Origin of the sequence: Cupriavidus basilensis OR16 (assembly GCF_000243095.1) — a bacterium.
GTDB classification, from domain to species: Bacteria; Pseudomonadota; Gammaproteobacteria; order Burkholderiales; family Burkholderiaceae; genus Cupriavidus; species Cupriavidus basilensis_D.
The window spans coordinates 15,058-29,083 of record NZ_AHJE01000025.1; the positions used below are offsets into that span (position 1 = coordinate 15,058).

The 14,026-nt window shown below is 65.8% G+C and carries 14 protein-coding genes; 11 read left to right on the forward strand and 3 right to left on the reverse strand.

The features are described from left to right. Together tsaE and OR16_RS10360 are read left to right on the forward strand one after the other, a co-directional pair. Positions 1 to 513 (forward strand): tRNA (adenosine(37)-N6)-threonylcarbamoyltransferase complex ATPase subunit type 1 TsaE, encoded by a 513-nt coding sequence (gene tsaE / locus OR16_RS10355; protein WP_006157916.1) that lies wholly within the window; start codon positions 1 to 3, stop codon positions 511 to 513. Continuing rightward, a complete protein-coding gene (locus OR16_RS10360; RefSeq protein WP_006157917.1) occupies positions 507 to 2,012 on the forward strand; it encodes an N-acetylmuramoyl-L-alanine amidase in 1,506 nt (501 codons plus the stop codon). Before tsaE ends, OR16_RS10360 begins: the two co-directional genes overlap by 7 nt. 78 nt (positions 2,013 to 2,090) lie before the next feature. Here the strand turns inward: OR16_RS10360 and OR16_RS10365 are convergent, their stop codons facing one another. Further along, positions 2,091 to 3,056 (reverse strand): bile acid:sodium symporter family protein, encoded by a 966-nt coding sequence (locus tag OR16_RS10365; protein WP_006157918.1) that lies wholly within the window; start codon positions 3,054 to 3,056, stop codon positions 2,091 to 2,093. Between the two features lie 95 nt (positions 3,057 to 3,151). Here OR16_RS10365 and OR16_RS10370 point away from each other — a divergent pair, with 95 nt between their 5' ends. After that, positions 3,152 to 4,057, forward strand: a complete 906-nt coding sequence (locus tag OR16_RS10370; RefSeq protein WP_006157919.1) for a LysR family transcriptional regulator — start codon at positions 3,152 to 3,154, stop codon at positions 4,055 to 4,057. Positions 4,058 to 4,076: 19 nt separating this feature from the next. On the opposite strand, the gene OR16_RS10375 is transcribed toward OR16_RS10370, so the two are convergent. Continuing rightward, entirely contained in the window at positions 4,077 to 4,835 is a 759-nt protein-coding gene (locus OR16_RS10375; RefSeq protein WP_006157920.1) for a class I SAM-dependent methyltransferase, read from the reverse strand. 196 nt (positions 4,836 to 5,031) lie between these two features. On the opposite strand from OR16_RS10375, the gene OR16_RS10380 reads away from it, so the two are divergent. Continuing rightward, positions 5,032 to 5,841, forward strand: coding sequence for a helix-turn-helix transcriptional regulator (locus OR16_RS10380; RefSeq protein ID WP_006157921.1), 810 nt, complete (start codon positions 5,032 to 5,034; stop codon positions 5,839 to 5,841). A 28-nt stretch (positions 5,842 to 5,869) separates the two neighbouring features. Here OR16_RS10380 and OR16_RS10385 read toward each other — a convergent pair whose 3' ends face one another. After that, on the reverse strand, positions 5,870 to 6,985 hold the full coding sequence (locus tag OR16_RS10385) for a porin (protein WP_006157922.1): 1,116 nt from the start codon (positions 6,983 to 6,985) through the stop codon (positions 5,870 to 5,872). A 611-nt stretch (positions 6,986 to 7,596) separates the two neighbouring features. Here OR16_RS10385 and OR16_RS10390 point away from each other — a divergent pair. Genes OR16_RS10390 through fdxA form a run of 7 tightly spaced genes read left to right on the forward strand, consistent with a single transcriptional unit; the run spans position 7,597 to position 14,011 of the window. Next, positions 7,597 to 8,625: an ABC transporter substrate-binding protein gene (locus OR16_RS10390; protein WP_043419237.1), complete on the forward strand. Its 1,029-nt coding sequence runs from the start codon at positions 7,597 to 7,599 to the stop codon at positions 8,623 to 8,625. Positions 8,626 to 8,628: 3 nt separating this feature from the next. Next, positions 8,629 to 9,456: an ABC transporter ATP-binding protein gene (locus tag OR16_RS10395; protein WP_006157924.1), complete on the forward strand. Its 828-nt coding sequence runs from the start codon at positions 8,629 to 8,631 to the stop codon at positions 9,454 to 9,456. Then, positions 9,456 to 10,295 carry an ABC transporter permease gene (locus OR16_RS10400; RefSeq protein WP_006157925.1) on the forward strand — a complete coding sequence of 280 codons (840 nt, stop codon included), beginning with the start codon at positions 9,456 to 9,458 and terminating at the stop codon, positions 10,293 to 10,295. Before OR16_RS10395 ends, OR16_RS10400 begins: the two co-directional genes overlap by 1 nt. A gap of 34 nt (positions 10,296 to 10,329) precedes the next feature. After that, positions 10,330 to 11,715, forward strand: a complete 1,386-nt coding sequence (locus tag OR16_RS10405; RefSeq protein WP_006157926.1) for an FAD-dependent oxidoreductase — start codon at positions 10,330 to 10,332, stop codon at positions 11,713 to 11,715. A gap of 3 nt (positions 11,716 to 11,718) precedes the next feature. Then, entirely contained in the window at positions 11,719 to 12,906 is a 1,188-nt protein-coding gene (locus OR16_RS10410; protein WP_006157927.1) for a CaiB/BaiF CoA transferase family protein, read from the forward strand. After that, positions 12,903 to 13,676 (forward strand): enoyl-CoA hydratase-related protein, encoded by a 774-nt coding sequence (locus tag OR16_RS10415; RefSeq protein WP_006157928.1) that lies wholly within the window; start codon positions 12,903 to 12,905, stop codon positions 13,674 to 13,676. Before OR16_RS10410 ends, OR16_RS10415 begins: the two co-directional genes overlap by 4 nt. Continuing rightward, positions 13,676 to 14,011: a ferredoxin gene (gene fdxA, locus OR16_RS10420; RefSeq protein WP_043419240.1), complete on the forward strand. Its 336-nt coding sequence runs from the start codon at positions 13,676 to 13,678 to the stop codon at positions 14,009 to 14,011. Before OR16_RS10415 ends, fdxA begins: the two co-directional genes overlap by 1 nt. The last annotated feature ends 15 nt before the right edge of the window (positions 14,012 to 14,026 follow it).

Below are 14,026 nucleotides of genomic sequence, written 5' to 3' on the forward strand. Positions count from 1 at the left end.
ATGCCCCTGCTCCAACAACGCACACTTAACCTGCCCGACGAAGCGGCCACCGCCCGGCTGGGCGCGGCACTGGCCGGCGTCGTGCGCAAGCTGCCGCCCCAGACCGTGCATTTGCAGCTCTCCGGCGATCTTGGCGCCGGCAAGACCACGCTGTCGCGCGCCATCCTGCGCGCGCTTGGCCACGCGGGCAAGGTGCGCAGCCCCACCTACACGCTGTGCGAGCCGTATTCGGTCACGCGCGCGGATGGTTCACCGCTGACCGCTTACCACTTCGACCTGTACCGCTTCGCCGATCCGGAGGAGTGGGCCGATGCTGGTTTTCGTGATTGTTTTGCCGAGCCGGCCGTGAGCCTGGTGGAGTGGCCGGAGAAAGCCGGGCACTTGCTCGGGGAACCAGACCTTCACCTGTTGCTCCAATCGGACACAAGTGACGCCGACGAAGCGGCCGAACACCGTATCGTAACGCTTCGTGCCTATACTCAGACTGGACTTACCCTGCTTTGCGCATGCTGATCAAGCGACTCGCCACCGACCGACCCGACGATATCCAGCTGGCCCGCCGCAAATGGCTGGCGCAGTGCCTCAAGGCCAGCGCCGGCACCGTGGTGCTCACACTGGCCGGGCCGCAGATCGCCTTCGGCGCCGGCATCGTCGCGGTGCGGGTCTGGCCCGCCGAGGAATACACCCGCGTCACCATCGAATCCGACGAGCCGCTGGCCGCCGTCCACCAGATGATCCACGGCCCCGACCGGCTGGTGGTGGACATCGATGGCCTCGATCTCTCGCCCACCCTGCGCGAGCTGGTGGCAAAGATCACCTCCAACGACCCCTATATCCAGACTGTGCGCGTGGGCCAGAACCGGCCGCGCGTGGTGCGCCTGGTGTTCGACCTGAAGGAAAACGTCTCGCCGCAGGTGTTCACGCTGGCGCCGATCGGCAGCTACCGCAACCGCCTGGTGTTTGACCTATACCCCGTCAACCCGCCGGATCCGTTGTGGACGCTGGTGCGCGACACCGAGGACAAGCAGCGCAGGTTTGCCGCCACGCAGCCCCCGGCCGGTGCGGACGGCGTGTCCGGCGCACCGGCCTCCGGCGAGGAAGACGCCATTGGCGCACTGGTGCGCAAGTTCGAGGACAAGGGCGCCAACCCGGTGCCGGCCCTGCCGCCGATGGCAGCCGTCAAGCCCAGGCCGCCCGTGCCTTCCTCACCTTCTGCACCATCGGCACCGCCGCTGGCACAGAACAACCCGCCTGCGGCCCTGCCCGCCAACAACCCGCCGGCGGACCGTTCCTTCAAGATGCGCCGCCTGCTGACCGTCGCGATCGATCCCGGCCATGGCGGCGAGGATCCCGGCGCCACCGGCGCGTCCGGCTCGCGCGAGAAAGACGTGGTGCTGCAGATCGCGCAGCGGCTGCGCGCCAAGATCGATTCCCAGCCCAATATGCGCGCCATGATGACGCGCGACGCGGACTTCTTCGTGCCGCTCAACGTACGCGTGCAGAAGGCGCGCCGGGTGCAGGCCGACCTGTTCGTGTCGATCCATGCCGATGCCTTCCTCTCGCCGGAAGCCAAGGGCGCCTCGGTGTTTGCCTTGTCCGAGCGTGGCGCGTCCAGCACCGCGGCGCGCTGGATGGCCAACAAGGAGAACGCCTCCGACCTGATCGGCGGCGCCAACATGGGCAACAAGGATGCGCAGGTGGCGCGGGTGCTGCTGGACTTGTCCACTACCGCGCAGATCAACGACAGCTTGCAGGTGGGCAAGGCCGTGCTGGCGGAGATCGGCGGCGTCAACCGGCTGCACAAGGGCAGCGTGGAGCAGGCGGGCTTTGCCGTGCTGAAGGCGCCGGACATCCCGTCGATCCTGGTCGAGACCGCTTTCATCAGCAATCCCGAGGAAGAGCGCAAGCTCAACGACGAGAGCCACCAGGAGCAACTGGCCAACGCCATCCTGCGTGGCATCAAGAACTACTTCGCGCGCAATCCGCCGCTGGCGAAGAATCCGTCGGTGTAAGAGGCGGCGCCTGAAAGCAAAACGGCCGGCAACATCGTTGCCGGCCGTTTGCCATGCAGCGCGCTGACGCGCTGACACTCAGGCGCGGGCGGTGGCCCCGTCGGGCAGTGCGTCGCGGCTGGCGTAACGCGAGGCAATCACCGAGCACACGATCAGTTGCAGCTGGTGGTAGACCATCAGCGGCAGCACCAGCAGGCCCAGCGCCGGGTGGCCGGCAAACAAGATCTTGGCCATCGGGATGCCGTTGGCCAGGCTCTTCTTGGAGCCGCAGAACACCGCGGTGATCTCATCTTCCACCGAGAAGCCGAGGCGGCGCGCGGTGAAGGTGGTGGTGGCCAGGATCACCACCAGCAGCACGGCGGCGAGCGCCATCACGGCACCGATGGTTTCCCAACTGTACTTGTGCCACAGGCCGGCGGCGGTGGCATCGCAGAAGGACGAGTACACGATCAGCACGATCACGCCGCGGTCGATCTTGTTGGTGATCTGCTTCTTCTTGGCCAGCCAGCTGCCGATCAGCGGACGGGCCAGCTGGCCCAGCGCGAATGGCAGCAGCAGCTGCAGCGCCACGCCGGTCAGCGCCTTGCCCAGCGGCATCGAGGCGCCGCTGGCGCTGATCACCAGCCCCATCAGCAGCGGCGTGACGGCCATGCCGATCAGGCCCGAGATGGTGGCATTGAAGATCGCGCCGGGCACGTTGCCGCGCGCCATCGAGGTCATCGCCACGGACGACGACACGGTGGACGGCAATGCGCACAGGTAGAACACGCCCAGCAGCAGCTCGGCGGGCAGCATGTTGCGCAGGCCGAAGTGCAGGCGCCAGTGGCGCGCGCCCGCCACCAGCTTGTCGCGCGACAGCGCGGCGCCGTGCAGGAAGAAGACCAGGGCCACGCCCAGGTTGGTGACCATGCCCAGGTGCAGCGGGCCGTCGCCAGCGCCGATTTGCGGGGCCAGCAGCGCGATGCCGATGGCGCTCAGCATGATCAATACGAAGCCGTCGATGAGGTCGTAGATTTTCTTGAAGGATGAGAGGATGGCGGACATGACAGCAAGGTTGGATAAGGGTTTCGCCTAGTATTGGACGCCACCGAAGCCTAGAATGCAAATTCATTTATCGCATTCATTCATCTCATAGACGCATGAATTACACACTGCGCCAGTTGCGCGTCTTCCTCGCCGTGGTCGGGCATGGCAGTTTCAGCCGTGCCGCGGATGCCGTTGGCCTGACACAGCCCGCGGTCAGCCGGGGCGTTGCCGAGCTGGAAGAGGCACTTGGCGTGCGCTTGCTCGACCGCACCACGCGGGAGGTGGTGGTGACCGATGCGGGCCAGGCGCTGGCCCCTGCCATCGAGCGCCTGCTTGGCCAGCTGGACGACACGCTGGAAGAAACGCGCCAGCTTGGCGAGCGCTATCGGGGGCGCGTCGTGATTGCCAGCGCGCCCACGATCTCTGCGCGCCTGATGCCGCTCTATGTGTCCACCTGCGCGCGCCAGTACCCGGAGATTCGCCTGAGCGTGCGCGACAACGTGCAGGCCGATGGTCTCGAGCAGATTCGCGCGGGGGCCGTGGACTTTGGCGTATTGATCGATCCTTTGGCGCGAGAAGGCCTGACCATCGTGCCGCTGGCGACCGATCCGTTCTGCTTCGTGTGCCGGCGCGATCACCCGCTGGCCAATGCCGACTCGGTGCCGTGGTCCGCGTTGGACGGCATGCCGCTGGTGCTGCTGGATTTTGCCTCGGGCAGCCGGCCGCTGATCGATCGCATCTTCGCCAGCCACGGCGTGGCGCCCAGCGTGGTGCAGGAGCTGGGCCATTCGGCCAGCGTGTTCGGCATGGTCGAAGCCGGCATCGGCGCCTCGGTCCTGCCCTCGTTCTCGCTGCCGCTGCCGGCGGCGTCGCCGCTGGTCTGGCGGCCGCTCGCGCCGCGCGAGGAGCGCCGTATCGTCATGGTCTGCCGGGAAGACCGTTCCTTGTCGCCCGCGGCGGCGGCCGTGTGGCAGATGGTGCAGAGCCTGCCATTGCCGGCCGAACCGGCCATGCCGTAGCCGCTGGCCGCAGCCGGGCTTAGCTGCGCATCGCCGTAACCATTACCGCTTCCAGCGCAAAGCTGCCGTCGGCCTTGACCAGGTAGTGGTCGCGTACTTCCGCCGGCGCCAGTTGCCACAGGTGCTGGATGGCAGCCACCGCCACCGGCGGCGTGCGCATGCGCTGCACCCAGGTGGCGAACTCCAGTTCGATGCGCCAGGCCGGCGAGACGCTAGCCGTGAAGCCTGCGGTCTCCAGCATCGCCTTCCACTCGGTGCCGGTGTAGTCGCGGATATGCGACGGGTCGCGCAACAACTCCACCGATTGCAGCCAGGTGTCCGGCAGCGGGTCGTCCGAGCCGGCGATATCGATCAGCACGGCCTTGCCGCCAGGCTTGAGCACCCGGTGCATTTCCGCCAGCGCCGCCGGCACGTTGCGCCAGTGGTGCGCGCTCATGCGCGAGATCACCGCATCGAAGCTGGCATCGTCGAAGGGCAGCGATTCCGCGGCACCTTGGCGGGTGCGGATATTCGCCAGCCCCTTGTCGCGCGCCGCGCCTTGCACCACCGCCAGCATCTCGGTCGACAGATCGTAAGCCGTCACTTCGGCTGCGACCCCCGCGGCGGCAAAGCTGGCATGACCCGCGCCGCAGCCCAGGTCCAGCACCCGCGCCGCCGGCAGCGCAGCCAGTTCCTGCGCAAGCTGCTGCAGGTCCGCGCCCTGGGCGTGGACCGCGCTGGTGAGGTAGGCGCTGGCAGTGGCGCCGAACTGGGCGGCAACGAGTTCTTGTTGTTGCATGGGGCTCTCCTGGCGGCAACGGCCGCTGGTGGGTTCTGGTGACCGGAGGCTGCAAAAAGCGGGGACCGGGGACTTGCCCGCGTAGCGGGTTCGACGTACTGTAGCAGGCTGTTTTCCCGGTACAAGTCAGGGTTTTATCCTGGTATAAAACGCACCAGCTTCCGCCTTGCTGCCGGCATTGACCGCTCAGCCCTCCATGACAGAATACGCGCCTGCCGATCCCGCCAAGCCCCCCGAACTCACGCGTGAAGCCGTGCTTGGCCGCTTCCTGCGGGCGCATCGCGAGCGCCTCGCCCCGGCCGAGGTTGGCCTGGCACCGGGACGGCGGCGCCGCACGCCGGGCCTGCGGCGCGAGGAGCTGGCGCAGCTCGCTGGCCTGAGCGCTACCTGGGTAACGTGGCTGGAGCAGGGCCGGCCGGTGGCGCTGTCGGCCCGCGCGCTCGCCAGCCTGGCCGGTGCGCTACGGCTGTCGCGCGCGGAGCGGGCCTACCTGTTCGAGCTGGCTGGCCGGCGCGACCCGATGCAGGCGCAGGACGAGCACGCGCCTGCCACCGTTCTCGCCAGCGTGGAGGCCATCAACGGCCCGGCCTACCTGCTGGACCGGCAATGGAACGCGCTGGCCTGGAATGCCGCCGCCGCGGACCTGTTCGTGGGCTGGCTCGACCCCGCCAGCGCGGATCGCAACCTGCTGCGCAGCATGTTTCTGTCGCCGGCTTTGCAAGCACTGGTAGAGGACTGGCCGCACCGGGCGGCACGGCTGGTGGCGGAGTTTCGCGCGCACAGCATTCGCCATGCCGACGATCCGCCGATGCGCGCGCTGGTGGAGGGGCTGATTGCCCAGAGCCCGGTGTTCCGCGCCGACTGGCTGTCGCAGGATGTGGAAGAGCGGCAGGGCGGGCGGCGCGGCTTTCGGCATCCGTTGCGCGGGCTGCTGCATTTCGAGCAGCTCACGCTGGTGCCGGCCGCCGCGCCGGGCCTGACGCTGGTGATGCTGATGCCGGCGTGAAGGGCGGCCAGCGTGCAAGCGCCGCGCCTTAGAACTTATGTCGTATCCCCGCCACTGCTGACACCTGGGTCTTGGTCGACGACGGCGACAGCGTGTAGATCTGCGCGTACGCGGCGTCGCCGGCTGCGTGCTGATAGATGCCGACCAGGAACACGTCGGTGCGCTTGCTAAGGAAGTAGTCGGCGCCGAGGTTGACCTGGTGCCATTTCGGGCTGTTGTCCATCGGACGGTAGTCGCCCCAGGTATAGATATAGGCAGCGCCAACCATCAGGTTCGGCGTGATGTAGTCGGTAACGGAAACTTCGCCGTTGTTGACCGTCAGCCGCGTGTTGTCGAGGTAGTTGAAACGCACGTTGGTGTACAGCATCGATACGCCCACCGGACCGAACTGGTAGGCACCGCCCGCCCCCAGGATCCGCTGCTTGTCCACTTTTGCGCCGGTAGCGAGGCTTGTCAGGAAGGGGGTCGTGAAGCCGTAGTCGCCAACCACCGCACCCGACTGGTTACTCGGGCTGTTCGGCGTGTTCACCTCCTCATAGGCCACGCCCAGCGAAAGATCGTTGCGCTTATAGGATATGCCGAGGCTATACGCATTATTCGAATGGAAGTCCCCAGGCTTTTCGCCGAGGCTGAACATGCCGGCAAACTGCAGGCCACCGTATGAAGGGCTCTTGTAGGCGATGGTGTTGTTGAGGCGGAACGTGTTGAACACGTTGTCGCTGTCGCCGATGTGCGTGCCATAGGCGGCGAACTGTGTTGCCGATTCGAATGACCACAGCGTCGCCGCCGAGAGATCGTACTGCCGGCCTAATGTAACGGTGCCCAGATCCTGGGACGACATGCCGACGAAGGCCTGCCGGCCGAACATCCGCCCACCCTGCGAAGCCGTGCCATTGATGACGGAAAAACCACTTTCCAGCGTAAAGATGGCCTTGTTGCCGCCACCCAGATCTTCCTCGCCCCTTAGTCCCCAGCGAGGCGTTTGCATCGGCCCGTTGGCCATCTGGAAGCTGGAATGGCTGTTCTGGTTGTTGGCATAAACAATGCCGGTCGAGATCAGCCCGTACAGATTCACCCCGCTTTCCGCGTGGGATGCCGAGCACGCCAGCAATACCGTCGTGGCGACGATGGCACTTCGCTTCATAGAGACCTTCCTGTCATTAGAAAAAAAGTAAAAAAGCGGTCCTCCCGCGCGCACCGCGGGTGCGCAGGGATCCGGAAGAGAGAAGAACTGGACGGGAATAGGTGCGGGCGGCGCTGTCGCTAGGAAACGAACCTGGCCATGTCCGCGGGGAGCGGGAAGCTGGCTGGGATGGCTAGCCGGCCAAGGTGCTCGCCGGGACCGGCGTGGCGTGCAAAGACACGCGAGCCAGCTCCGGAGTGAAGTAAGCCAATCGAATCGACTGCGCAACGGCTATCCATGCCTGCTCCCTCATTGATCTCTTTATCGGTGAGATTTGAGTGGATTGTCTGCGCAGGAAAACCGTCGCGGGAAGCACAGATTTTGGCTACCGCCGAGCGAATTTTTCGCTCTGCCCATTAAGGAGTGTCCGTCTTTTTGCACCGCAATAAAGCATCGCCAGCACCCGCATCGGGCATGCCGCACTGGTGTTGTGCGCTCTAATTTTGGCATCGCACATGCTCGAAAAACGGTTCTTGTTCGAGCACTCCCTCGTCATCAAAATACAGCGGTCACGAGATTTGAGCGCTGGCGGACAGATCCGAAAAACGAGGTGGAGACCCATGGAAATCAAGATGTCACGGTTAGACGACCCGAGCCGCAGGCGTGTGCTGCAGGCTTCCCTGCTGGCCGCCGGGCTGGCCACCGGCACACTGCTGTCGGTGAGATCGTTCGCAGCCGATCGCGCGGCGGTGAATATGCAATTGGGCTGGATCCCTGGCGGCAACCAGGTGGGCGAAGTCGTGGCCAAGCGGCTTGGCTACTACGAGCAGGAAGGCATCGACTTCAAGATCCTGCCCGGCGGCCCCAATGTCGACGGGGTGGCCATCGTGGCCTCCGGGCGCGGCGAGGCCGGACAGATTTCGTCCAGTCCGTCCGTCATGCTGGCGGTATCGGAAGGGCTGCCGGTCAAATGTTTTGCCGTGGGCCTGCAGCAACACCCCTACGCCTTCTTCTCGCTGAAGAAGACCCCGATCCGCACGCCGCAGGACATGATCGGCAAGCGCATCGGCATCCAGGCCACCGGACTTGTGCTGCTCAAGGCGCTGCTGGTCAAGCACCAGATCGCCGAGAGCCAGGTCAATGTCGTGCCGATCGGCGCCGACATGATGCCCCTGCTGAGCGGTCGCGTCGACGCAGTAGCCGGCTGGCAGACCAACCTGTCCGCACTGAAGGCACTCGGTGCAGATCGTGTCGACCTGAGCCTCTGGGACTCCGGCGTCCGGCTCTATGCGCTGCCCTACTACGCGCATACCGATACGCTGCGCAAGCATCCGGAAGTGCTGCAGCGCTTTTTGCGCGCGACCGCGCGCGGCTGGCTCTATGCCAACAAGAACCGCGACCAGGCCATCGACCTGCTGCTCAAGGAATTCCCGAGCCTGAACCACGCAGATGAGCGCGCATCGATCGACGTCCTGATGGGCTATGCCCTCAACAAAGCGAGCGGCACGCAGGGCTGGGGCAGCATGGACCCCACGGTGTGGCAGGAGCAGATTTCCCTGTACGCAGAGCTCGGCCAATTCCGCGCGCGCGCTCCCAAGGTGGAGGATGTCATGACGCTCGACATCCTGCAGGCCACCAAATCGTCACGACTGGTGGTGTAAGCAATGCAAGCCACGTTATCCGATCCACGCCCGGCCGCACGCGCCGGCGTTCCAGCCTCCACCGGCACCGGACTCTCGATCAGCTGCCGCGATATCAATGTCCGCTTCTTCACCGACCGCCGCAGCACGACGGCCATCGAGGGCCTGAGCCTCGATGTGGCAACGGGGGAATTCCTGACGCTGCTCGGACCCTCCGGCTGCGGCAAGTCCACCTTTCTGCGCGTGGTGGCGGACCTGGTCAAGCCCAGTCGCGGCGCCATCCGCGTGCTCAACGAACCGCCTGCGGTCGCGCGGGCCCGCCGCGACATTGGCTTCGTGTTCCAGGATGCGGCGCTGCTGCCCTGGCGCACGGCGTTGCAGAACGTCGAGCTGCCGCTTGAGGTCGCCAATGGCAAGGCGCGCGCGGGTAAGGCAACGCCACGCGAGCTGCTGGAACTGGTTGGCTTGAAGGGGCGCGAGGATGCGCTGCCTCATGAGATGTCCGGTGGCATGCGCCAGCGCGTCGCGATCGCCCGCGCGCTGGTCAGCGATCCGAAGGTGCTGTTGATGGACGAGCCCTTCGGTGCGCTGGATGAAATCACGCGCGACCGGCTGAACGAGGAATTGCGGCGGGTCTGGAAGGAAATGGGACTGACGATCCTGTTCGTCACGCACAGCATCCATGAAGCGGCATTCCTCGGCCAGCGCGTGCTCCTGCTGGCAGCCAATCCCGGCCGGGTCAAGGAAATCGTCCCGGTGACGCTGCCTGAAGAGCGCACCCTGGATGTGCGTGAAACCCCCGAGTTCGTAACACTATCCGCGCATCTGCGCCGCGTGCTGGAGACTTGCTGATGAGCACATCGGAAATGAAGCTGAACCTGCCCGTTGCCGGCGCGGATGCCGAGGCGCACGCTTACTATGCCAGCCGCCGGCGGCGCGTCTGGCGTGCCCGCGTCTTGCCCGCGCTTGGCATCGCGGGGCTGCTGTTTGCCTGGTGGGCCGTGGTGGCGGGCTTCGATATCAAGCCCTTCATCGCGCCGTCTCCCGGGCTGGTGCTGCAGACATTCTTCGACAAGCGCGACGTCCTGCTGCAGAACCTGATCCCCACCGCCATCGAAGCGGTCGGCGGCTTCCTGTTGGGCAACCTGCTCGCCATCCTGCTGGCGACCGTGTTTGTCCATAACAAGACGCTGCAGGAGATCTTCTACCCGGTGGCGGTCATGATCAACTCGATCCCGGTGGTGGCCAAGGCGCCGATCCTGGTGCTGATCATGGGCAACGGGATCGAGCCGAAGATCACCATCGCTGCCATCGTGTGCTTTTTCCCCACACTGGTGAACATGGTGCGCGGGCTGGAAGCCGTCAATCCGCAGTCGCTGGAACTGATGCGGGTCCTGTCGGCCAGCAAGCGCGAGATCTTCTTCAAGCTGCGCCTGCTCAATTCGCTGCCGTATCTCTTCTCTGCGCTTCGCATCGCCGCGTCGATGTCGGTGATCGGCGCGGTGGTCGGCGAATGGATCGGGGCCACGGTGGGCGTCGGCGCCATGATCATCCAGGCCACTTACGCCTTTGACTCCGCCTTGCTCTACGCGGCAATCATCATGTGCGCGGCGCTGTCCGGCACCTTCTTCCTGGTGATCGCACTGGTCGAACGCTGGCTTATCACGTGGCAGCCTGAGCAATCGCACTGAGCGCTGCACGACAACAACAATCCCGAGGATACAAATGAACAAGATCAATGACTGGATTCAGCAACCGGCGCGCGATGTGCGCGTTGCGGCCACAGCGAACGTGGTGGTGGTGGGCGGCGGCCCGGCCGGGTTGTCGGCCGCGCTAGCCGCAGCAAGGAACGGCGCTGAGACGATTCTGCTCGAACGCTACAACCATCTGGGCGGCCTCGCTTCGGGCGGCATGGTGCTGGTGCTGGACGATATGTGGGACAGCCACCTGCAGGAGATCTCGGTGCGCGGCAACTGCATGACCATGATCGAACGCATGGCGGCGCTGGGCCTCGCCAAGTTTCCCCGCGCGAACGAATGGGGCGAAGACCCGGCCGCCTATCGGCGCTGGGGCCGCTGGGGCACGTTCGATTTCCACAGCCAGAAGACGCCGCATCCGGTGTGCTTCGCCGCGGCCTTCGACCCCGACGCCTACAAGCGCGTCGCGCTCGACATGGTGCAGCTAGCCGGCGTCAAGCTGCGGCTGCACTCGTGGTTCTCGCAGACGCTGGTGGAGGACGGCCAGGTCAAGGGCGTGATCTGCGAAACGAAGAGCGGGCGTGAAGCCATCCTCGCCGACGTGGTGATCGACGCCACCGGTGACCTCGATGTCGCGGCCTCCGCGGGTGCGCCGCATGCCGGCGGCAGCTACATCACCACCACGGTGTTCCGCCTGGGCGGCGTGGATACGGACGCCGCCGAGCGCTTCGAGCGCGAAGAGCCAGAGGCCTACGCGCAGCTCGACCGCCAGATCAAGCGCATCCTCGGCGGCTCGTGGGGCCTGTGGTGGCTCAAGACGCCGCTGCCTGGCGTGGTGTGGTGCAACTGCCCGCACATGGCTGGCATCGACGGCCTCAAGGCGGAAGACCTGACGCGGGCCGAAATCCAGGGGCGCCAGCATATCCACGCCGTGGTCGAGTTCGTGCGCGAGAAGCTGCCCGGCTTCGAGCAATGCTACGTGATCGACGTCGCACCGCAGACGGGCGTGCGGCAGACCCGGCTGCTCGAAGGCGAGTACGTGATGTCCAAGGAAGACGTGGCGCAGCGGGTGCGCTTTGACGACAGCATCGCGCGCGGCCGCGACTACTACATGCCGTACCGCGCGCTGTTGCCCAAGCAGGTGGACAACCTGCTGGTGGCCGGCCGCCACTACTCGGCGACCTCGCAGGCGCAGAAGATCTCGCGCGAGATCCCGCCCTGCATGGCGATGGGCGAAGCCGCCGGCGTCGCAGCGGCGCTGGCGCTCAACGCCAACGTTTCTGTGCGCGACGTCGACGTGCGGGCCGTGCAGAAGGCCTTGCGCGCACAGGGCGCGGATCCCGGCGACCAGACTGGGCGCAACGCCGATATTCCCGCGCTGGCGGCCTATGTGCAGCAGGCGGAGGCAGCATAAGACATGGAGAACAACAATATGGCGCAAGACCTGCCCCTGAGCGGCATCCGGGTCATCGATTTCACCCAGGTGATGATGGGCCCGGTGTGCACGCAGACGCTGGCCGACTACGGTGCCGACGTCATCAAGGTAGAGCGCAAGGGCTCCGGCGATCTCAGCCGCTCCACCTTCGAGCCGGTTGCCGGCGCGGACAACCCCATCTTCTGCAGCCTGAACCGCAACAAGCGCAGCATTGCGCTTGACCTGCGGGATCCGGAGCAGATGGCACACGTGAAGACCCTGATCGCCGGCGCCGATGTCGTCGTCAATAATTTCCGTGCGGGCGTGATGGATCGCATGGGCTTGAGCTACGAGGCATGCCACGCGTTGAACCCGCGCATCATCTACGCGGTCGGCACCGGCTTCGGCGAGTCCGGGCCGTATGCGCACAAGGGCGGCCAGGACGTGCTGGCCCAGGCCATCACCGGCGTGATGGCGCGCCGGGCCGACGATTCGGTGCCGGTCTCGGTCTACCCGACCGCACTGGCCGACTACTCCGCCGGCATGCATATGGTGCAGGGCGTGTTGCTGGCCTTGCTGGACCGCGCCCGCACTGGCGAGGGCCAGAAGATCAGCGTGTCGCTGTACAACTCCATGCTGGCCATGCAGATGCAGGAAGCGGCCATGATCATGATGGACGATTCCGAGGTCAACTGGGCGGCCATGCCGTTGTCCGGCGTGTTCGATACGCAGACGGGGCCGCTGGTGATGGTGGGCGCGTTCAAGCAGAACCCGCTGCGCGACATTTGCGCGGCGCTCGGGATCGAGGACATGTCCGCCGATCCGCGCTACTGCGACCTGACCCAGCAATTCAGCAACAAGGCCGGGCTGCAAGCGGTGCTGCGAGAGCGTTTTTCCGCCAATACGCGCGACCACTGGCTCTCCCGCCTGGAAGCGCAGGACATTCTCTGCGCGCCGGTGCGAGACCTGCGCGAAGCACTGGTGGATCCGCAGACGTTGCACAACCAGCTGCTGCTGGAAGGCGCGGGCGAGGGTCGGCAAGTCAAGTTCGTCGGCAGTCCTATCACCATGTCGCGCGCTCGCGTCAGCCTGCGCCGCCCGCCGCCGCGGCTCGGTCAGCATAACGATGACGTGCTGCGCGAACTAGAGGGCATGCCCGCGATGGTGGCCGTGCAAGGAGAGGCGGAATGAGCGTCCATCTGCAAGTCGAGAATTTTGTCGCCACGGTGACCTTGTCGCGACCCGAGGTGATGAACGCGGTCGATCTCGCCACCGAGGCCGAGTTGCAACGCATCTGGGCGGAGCTGGAGCGGCGCGACGATGTCCGCGTTATCGTGCTGACGGGGGCGGGCGACCGCGCCTTCTGCGTGGGCGCCGATATGAAGAACCCGTCCACCACCGGCCTGGAATACTGGGGTGCCGCGCGGCCGGGCGGATTCGGCGGCATCGCGCTGCGCGAGTCGCTGAATATACCCGTCATCGCCCGCGTCAACGGTTTCGCGCTCGGCGGCGGCTTCGAGATGGTGCTGGGCTGCGACATCGTGGTCGCTTGCGAGGAGGCCAGCTTTGGCTTGCCCGAAGCGCTGGTGGGACGCATGCCGCTCGACGGCGGCATGACCCTGCTGCAGCGTCAGATCCCGTTCCGCAAGGCCATGGCCATGCTGCTGACGGGGCGCCGCATGCCGGCACGCGAAGCTGCCGAGATCGGCCTGATCAACGAAGTGGTGCCACGCGCGCAACTGGATGCGGCGGTGCAAGTCTGGATCGATGCGCTGCTGGCGTGCGCGCCGCGGTCGCAGCAGGCGATCAAACAGGTTGTGCGCCGCACCTCGACCTTGTCGCCGGCCGACGCCCAGGCTCTGCGGCTGCCCGCCTTGGTCGACGCGCTGCAGTCCGAGGACGCGCGCGAAGGCGTGCTGGCCTTCCAGCAAAAGCGCAAGCCGCAATGGAGCGGGCGCTGATGGCCTACGTCATTGCCTCTGGCTGCATCGATGTCAAGGACGGCGCCTGCGTGAAATGCTGCCCCGTCGATTGCATCTACGAGGGCGTGCGCACGCTATATATCCACCCCGATGAATGCATCAGCTGCGGCATCTGCGTTTCCGTGTGCCCAACCGAAGCCATCCATGACGAAGCGGAGTTGCCGGCGGAGCAGGCCGTGTTCGCCGCTGTGAACAGGGAGTTTTTTGCCCGGCATGTGAGTGGCGTCGGCTCGCCGGGCGGCGCCGACTACGTCGGGCCGCAGGTCTGCGACCACCCCGTGGTCGAGGCGTATCCTGTGCGCAGCGAACCGTAGCCCGTGAACTGATCG